Here is a 6,830-nt window from a genome sequence, read left to right as displayed (position 1 = left end):
GCGGTCGGGAACACCGCCTACCCCGACGACCAGCCCGTCCTGCTGCACTACGACGGCCGGGACTGGACCAGGGTCACCGCCCCCGCCTTCACCGGCCTCTACGGCGAGTACCAGAGCGTTGCGGCCAACGGGCCCGACGACGTATGGGTGGTGGGCCGGGCCGTCCTCACTGACCAGGACCGCGGCCACCCGCTGGTCGCCCACTGCGACGGCCGCTCCTGGAGCACGGTGGCCGCCCCGGAGGGCGTGGCCGGCAAGCTGTGGTCGGTCACCGCCGTCCCGGGCGGCATGGCCGCCGTCGGCTGGGACACGAGCGGCGGGCCGGACCGGCCGCTCGGCCTGCGCTTCACCCACGGCCGCTCGGCCTGCGCTTCACCCACGGCCGCTGGGAGACGCTCGACCTCTCCGTGCCCGGCTAAGCCGACCTGTCCTACCAGGCGGTGGTGGCCGGGCCGGGCGGCCGGTTGACCGCTGTGGGCGCCGGCACCACCCCGAAGTCGTCGACCTACCAGCCGATGGTGCTCACCGGCCGCAGGTGACGCCGTCCCGCCCGGGTCCACGGATCACGCATCGTGGGCCCGGGCGATCAGCAGTCGCCGGCCTGGTCCTGGACGACCATCGGGGCCCTTCGGCCCGCCAGGTCGGCAGGTGGGCAGGTCGGCAGGTGGGCAGGTCGGAAGGTCGGAAGGTCGGAAGGTCCCCATCCGTGTCGTCGTACGGGGCGTCGGAGACCAGAAGAGGACGTGTCCCCGGGGTCGCGGATCGGGACCTGGGACTACACCGACCGGCGCGGAGGGGGCTCGGGTCAATCCGCGCCGCGTTCCCGGGGAGGCGTTCCGGGCGAGGCCCGCGCGGTGAACTCGGGCGCGCTCGGTGGGGGACCCGCCGCTCTTCCGCGTCCCCTCCCCGGAGGGCGTCCGGGAAGGGGGTTGAGCCCGGGGTGTGCAGCACGGTGGGAGGCTGCAGACCCCGGGAGTCGGTGGGGTGGCGCCTACGCGGCCGGGGCGGGGCGGCGCGGGCTCGTGTGGCGGGGGCGGGCGGGTATCGCGTCGCCGATGGCCGGTCGGGGTCGGGCCCGGCCGGTCAGGCCGTGGGCTCGTGGCACGGCGGTCGTCACCACGGCGGTGGGCAGGTCCTCCACCCCGGCGGTCGGCGGCCGGCCGGCGGCGGCCTGGTCCACCGCCAGCGTGAACCACACGGTCTTGCCGCCGCCGGGTTCGGAGTGCCAGCCGAAGTGGTCGGCCAGCTCGCGGACGAGGGCCAGGCCGCGGCCGCTCTCGTCGTCGTCGGTGGCCGTCCGGAGGCAGGGCGGGGTGCTGCTCTGGTCGGTCACGGAGACCCTCAGCGTGCCGGGGTCGGCCGTCCAGGTGATCCACAGTTCGCCGCCGGCCGGGCTGCCGTGGGTGACCGCGTTGGTGACCAGCTCGGAGGCGAGGAGCTTCGCGTCGCCGAGCTGGTCGTCGTCGAGGACCGCGCCGAGTTCGATGACGGCGTCCGTCGTAGCCTGCCGGACCACGCCGACGCTCTGAAGTTCAGCCGCGATCGTGAGATCAATCCGCATGACCATCGTTCCTGTCCTGGTCGGCCGTGGTGTCGAGGCTCATCGGGCCGGCTCGGCAGGTGAGCCGAGCGAGAGCGTCTCCAGGCGGCGGCTGACGTCGGCGCCGTGCAGCAGGGTGGTCGGTGTGTTCGTCTGGGGAACCCAGGGCAGGGTGTCCCACCGCGTACCGTGGGACGGTGGAAGGGCAATCCAGCCGTCCGGACCGGAGCGGACCTCGATGTTGTCGCGGTCCGCCTTCGCGTACCGGCCGGTTGCCGGGAGAACAAGGATGACGACCAGGTCGGCGGTGACGATGGACGGCACCTGGGCGATCTGGTCAAGGGCAACCATCACGGCGATGCCGAGAGGGCGAGGGAGGGCCACAGCGTCGAAGCCGGCCGTCCAGGCGATGAGGCCCGCGCCGGGGGCGCTCCCCAACTCGTCGACAACGTGCCGGGGCTCCGAGAAGACCGGGCTGTCGGGGCGCGGGTGGGCACCGGGAACCGGGCAAGCCGGGTTCCCGCAGGTACAGCCCTGCCGGGGTCGGTGTCGGTAGCCGACGGCGCAGGATGGTCGAGTAGCCCGTCGCAGCGTCGTCCGGCCGGCGGGTGTTGATCAGCTCCATTGCCAGTCTCTCCCACGGTGATCACGCACGTGACTCTGGTGACCTTCTGAGAGTGACAGCCAAAGAACAGCGCGCCCCCTAGAAATTCTAGGGGGCGTCATATGTTCTATTTGACAAGGGAGTTACTGTACGAGCTCCATGTTGTGGATGAGGCCTGAGAGGGCTACTGCCTGGGATGGAACTCCGAGCTGGACAAGCTCCGTGACCAGGGCGCGGCTCATGGGATCCGCGTACACGTAGTGTGGCGCCGCCGTCGCGGCTTCCTTCAACTTGACGACCGCTGCTGCAGCCCGGCCCATCCGGTACATGGCCCGCGCCTGATCGATCGCGTAGTGTGTCCGACGTTCCATCGACGGCACCTCGGTGATGTCCACCTGTGGAACGCGCTGAAGACCGCGGTCCGGCTGGTCCACCTCGACGCCGGCCTCCGCGGCGTGCACCGCGACAACACCTCGACCGAAAACGGTGTGGTTCGCCAGGTCGTACCAGCCCGGTCCGAGACGGTTCGCGTCCTCCAACGCGGCATCGATCCGGGCCCACGCGTCCTCCCTCTGCCCGGCACGGGCGTGGGCGATCGAGCACCGCAGGTGCAGGGCGCCACGCAACGACACCGCCGCTTGCTCACCTGGCCCGCTCCGGGCATGCGGCTCCAGGTCCCGCATCGCTGCCTCGGCTACCGCGATGGTCTCCCGGTTCGATGCCTGGTGCAGCAACGCACCGCACCGGTCCCAGGCGACCGCGGCTCTCATCAGAGGATCGTCAACGGCCGTCGCGGCGCCGGCGGCCACTTCTGCCGCCGACCACGCCAAGTCAGGGTAGCCGAGCTGGTTCAGGCACATCCTGGCCGTCCGGGCCGCGTCGACGAGCAGCCTCAACGCCTCGCTCCGCTGGGTCCCTGCGAGGGTGAGCACCGCTGTGTTCAGGTCTTCGATCAGCGGGGGCAGCAGGGTGGCGACATGCGGCAGGTTGGCCGCCTGCCGGGCCGCGTTGGCCCGCCGGGACTGCTTGCGCAGTTCTGCGAGCTCGACCGGAGCACCCTGCGGGATGAGCCCGGGGTGGCCCGACAGGATCAGGCTGGCACGGCGGATGCCGGTACGGATCGCGGGGACGTGGGCGAGGGTTCCCCCTGCGCGTTGCAGTCGGTACGGCTGACCGAGCAGCCAGACCACGTCAACGTCGCATTGCTCGGCGATGGCGGTGATCACGCTGTATCGGTCGAGAACCATCCGACCGCTCTCCACGTTGGCGACCCAGGACTCGGCGCGTCCGAGGAAGTCGGCAAGCTCAACTTGCGTCAGGCCGGCTGCATTTCGGGCGATCCTCACCCTAGCGCCGATGTGCTCACTGTTCAGGGGCATACTGGGGCTCTCCGTTCTGACCTCGACGACCAGGACGGTACTCCGGACGGCGTCCCTGTGGAGCACTACGGTGTGACGGGGGCGCCATCTGTGCGTGACGTCAGGTCGTTCTGGCCTGTGTGGGTCGGGCGAGCAGGGCCGGCCGACGCCGAGGCGGCGCGGGGCGACCGGGTTTCGGGCGATGCACTCCCGCTTCTGCTCTACGGCCACGTGGTGGATGAGCCGGCGGAGCTTGGCCCGTTCGGCCTCGGGCGCTCGGACCTCGGTGGTCACGTCGGCCTGGATCGGGTGCGGCGGGTGCGCCTGCATCCGGACCGGGCCGGACCGGGCCGGGCTCGATGTCGGTGAGGTGGCGGTGGGAGATGTGGAACCAGTCAGCGCAATCGAGGTCCGTGGCGAGCGCGGACCGGTCGATGCGGTCGCCGAGTTTGGCCAGCCGGCCTGGCGGCTGGCTCCCTCGGGCTGAAAGTGCTTCGCACCAGGCGCTCGCCGCCACGCCCGTCGCCTTCCGTCACAACCGAGGACTGGTAACCGCTCGCCTTGCTCTGGCCCAACTTGATCAGAACGAGATCGGACAGGCATGCGAGACCGCTGCCGGCGTTTACGACCTGATGGGCGACGATCCGCTGCCGTCTCGTCTGCGAATCCTCCTGGACGACTTCCGCCGAGAGTTCATCACCCTGGCGCCGACCTCTCGCGATACTCGAAAGTGGACCAGCTTCGTTCGTACCCCGGAAGGCTCGCGATGACGATAGACCTCCGCCACTTCCACGGCGACAACCTGCCGGAAGACCACCGTCAGGTGCTGCTTGAGGTCCACTCCGATGCCTATCAGGCGCAGGCGGACGATCCGTTCGTCCAGCGGTTCGCCTGGTTCGTCGATCACTGGACCGCACGCTCCGGGTATTCCTGCGTCGTCGCGTACGAGGACAGCACTCCGGTCGGCTTCGCCTACGGCGCACCCCTGACGACCGGGGCCGAAGGGTGGCGCCCGCACCTCGATCCGGCACCCGAACGAACCCGAACTTTCGCTGTCTCCGAGGTGATGGTGCGTCCGGCATGGCGGAAGCAAGGCATCGCGCAGGCCGTTCACGATGTCCTCCTCGCCGACCGCGGCGAGGCCCTCGCGGTGCTCTACGTCGACACCACCCACCCCCGAGTCCAGGCGATGTATGAGAGCTGGGGGTACACCAAGGTCGGCGAGCACCGTCCCTTCGAGGATGCACCGCTGTACGCCGTCATGTTGCAGGAACTGGTCGTGCACACGTAGTCCTCCCGAATCCGCAGCAGCCGACCGCCGGAGTCCGGACGACCGGGAGCCGGCGGCCGTGGATCACCGGCGAGGCACTCGTCTCATCTCTCGCCCCCTCCACCCCTCCACTGCTGTGCCACCGGGCCGGGCCCCCACGAGCGGCGCCGCCGGCTGATCGGATGCGGCTACCGGTACGTCGCCCGGCCTCGGATCCCGCTGCTGGAGTCGTCGGGGCCGATGACGGCCGGGGTCACGGCGCGGCGTTCGTGTCGAGGGCGTCGAGCAGGGAGGGCAGGTCGGTGACGCTGTCCAGGACGTGGGTGTGGGGGGCGGCGGCGAAGTCGCTGTCGCCGTGCGAGCCGGTGCGGACGGCGGCGGCGACGCGGGCGCCGGCGCGGTGGGCGGCCAGGAGGTCGCTGGTGGTGTCGCCGGCGGCGGCCAGGTGGTGGACGGACTCCGTACCGGTGCGCAGCAGTGCCGTGAGCAGCATGTCGGGGTGCGGTCGCCCGCGGCCGGCATCGGCGGGCGACAGGGCCAGGGTGACGAGGTCGTGCCAGCCGAGTCCGCGGAGGACGCGGTCGCGGGTGGCGGGGGAGAAGCCGGTGGTGAGCACGACGTGGCGGCCGGCCGAGCGCATCTGCTCGATCGCGTCGGCGGCGCCGGGAATCTCGCGGACGCCCTCGGTGTCCAGGGCCTCGTCGTAGGCGGTCTCGAAGGCCTGGTTGGCGAGGTCGGCGCGGGCTTCGTCGCCGTCGGCCAGGGCACGGAAGACCTCGATCTTCGACCGGCCCATGGTCTCCCGTGCGTAGGCGACGGCGGCGGTGTGGTCGGCGGTGCCCGTTGGGATGCCGATGGCGTCCAGCGCCCGGTGGAAGGCGGTGAGGACGGCGCCGCCGTCCTCGACGGTGGTGCCGGCCATATCGAGGCAGACCAGCTGGACGGAGAGTCGGGACGCGAGCATGGCTGTCCTGTTCCTTTGCGTGCGAGGGGGGAGTGGGAGGAGAGAGGGCCGCAGGGGCCCGACGCGGCGGGCGCGGTGCTGGTGGGCAGGGCCCTGCTGACGTCGCGCGGCGGCGCGGTATCCGTATCGGCCTGCGTGCCCGACCGTGTCAGGTGCCGGAAGGGCGGGTCAAGACTTGTACTGACAAGTTGCCGATTGTTCACCTGGATCACCTCGATGCCTGGGTGGCGACGGGCCCGGGTGGAGTGCTGTTCCGCAGTTCATCTGGTACGGGTCAAAAGATGTCATGACAGGTTGCGGGGTAGGGCGGTCCATGACACCTGTAGGGTCAGGTCCCGTGAAGGAATCACTGCACGGTGTCGTCGCCGCCCAACTGCGTCAGCGGATCCGGAGCGGCTCGTTGAAGGTAGGCGAACTCCTGCCCTCGGAAGCCGAGTTGTGCGAGGAGTTCGCGGCCTCCCGCACTCCGGTGCGCCAGGCGCTGGCGACCCTCCGGGAGGAGGGGCTGATCAGCGGGGGGCAGGGGCGGCGGTCGGTGGTGCTGGACGCGGTGCCGTCCCAGCCGTTCGAGTCGCTGCTGTCCTTCACCACCCGGGCCCGGCTGACCGGGCACAGCCCGGGGCAGCGGTTGCAGGAGATCGCGCTGCGCAGACCGCAGGCGGCCGTCGCGGCGGCACTGGAGGTCGACGCCGAGGCGCTGGTGGTGCAGTTGCTGCGGCTTCGGCTGCTGGACGGCCGGCCGGCGATGCTGGAACGGATGACCTACACCGAGGCGGTGGGCCGTCCGCTGCTGGGCGCGGACCTGGACGCGGGCTCGATCTACGCGCTGTTGACCGAGAACGGGGTCGAGCTGGCCGCGGCCCGGCACACCTTCGACGCGGTCGCCGCCGACGAGGTCGACGCGCAGCTGCTGGAGGTCGAGGTGGGCGCGCCCCTGCTGCGCGAGCGGCGGCTCACCACGGACGCCCAGGGGGTGCCGGTGGAGTGGTCCGAGGACCGCTACCGGCCGGACGTGGCGAACGTGACGGTCACCAACACCCGCTCCGCGCGCTCGGCGCAGCTCTAGGTGTGCCGGCCGCACCGCCGGGCGGGCG

General features: G+C 71.3%; 6 protein-coding genes and 1 pseudogene. 3 read left to right on the top strand and 4 right to left on the bottom strand.

The genetic code is table 11. The annotated features are described in order from the left end of the window. A pseudogene (locus tag PUR61_RS03735) lies at positions 1-468 on the top strand (hypothetical protein); the annotation flags it as partial. A gap of 523 nt (positions 469-991) precedes the next feature. On the opposite strand, the gene PUR61_RS03730 reads toward PUR61_RS03735, so the two are convergent. The 3 genes from PUR61_RS03730 to PUR61_RS03720 all read right to left on the bottom strand — a co-directional run bounded on the left by PUR61_RS03730 (position 992) and on the right by PUR61_RS03720 (position 3,523). Next, entirely contained in the window at positions 992-1,561 is a 570-nt protein-coding gene (locus PUR61_RS03730; protein WP_329875559.1) for an ATP-binding protein, read from the bottom strand. Positions 1,562-1,600: 39 nt separating this feature from the next. Then, positions 1,601-1,891: a hypothetical protein gene (locus PUR61_RS03725; RefSeq protein ID WP_329875557.1), complete on the bottom strand. Its 291-nt coding sequence runs from the start codon at positions 1,889-1,891 to the stop codon at positions 1,601-1,603. A 396-nt stretch (positions 1,892-2,287) separates the two neighbouring features. Further along, positions 2,288-3,523: a helix-turn-helix domain-containing protein gene (locus PUR61_RS03720; RefSeq protein WP_329875555.1), complete on the bottom strand. Its 1,236-nt coding sequence runs from the start codon at positions 3,521-3,523 to the stop codon at positions 2,288-2,290. Between the two features lie 745 nt (positions 3,524-4,268). Here PUR61_RS03720 and PUR61_RS03715 point away from each other — a divergent pair. Further along, positions 4,269-4,793 carry a GNAT family N-acetyltransferase gene (locus tag PUR61_RS03715; RefSeq protein WP_329875553.1) on the top strand — a complete coding sequence of 175 codons (525 nt, stop codon included), beginning with the start codon at positions 4,269-4,271 and terminating at the stop codon, positions 4,791-4,793. 232 nt (positions 4,794-5,025) lie between these two features. Here PUR61_RS03715 and PUR61_RS03710 read toward each other — a convergent pair whose 3' ends face one another. Next, positions 5,026-5,736, bottom strand: a complete 711-nt coding sequence (locus PUR61_RS03710) for an HAD family hydrolase (protein WP_329875551.1) — start codon at positions 5,734-5,736, stop codon at positions 5,026-5,028. A gap of 337 nt (positions 5,737-6,073) precedes the next feature. Between PUR61_RS03710 and PUR61_RS03705 the strand changes: the two genes are divergently transcribed. Then, entirely contained in the window at positions 6,074-6,802 is a 729-nt protein-coding gene (locus tag PUR61_RS03705; protein ID WP_329875549.1) for a GntR family transcriptional regulator, read from the top strand. The last annotated feature ends 28 nt before the right edge of the window (positions 6,803-6,830 follow it).

The sequence above is a fragment of the Streptomyces sp. BE20 genome (assembly GCF_036322525.1).
Lineage (GTDB): Bacteria > Actinomycetota > Actinomycetes > Streptomycetales > Streptomycetaceae > Kitasatospora.
This window is presented reverse-complemented; position numbering and strand designations above follow the sequence as displayed.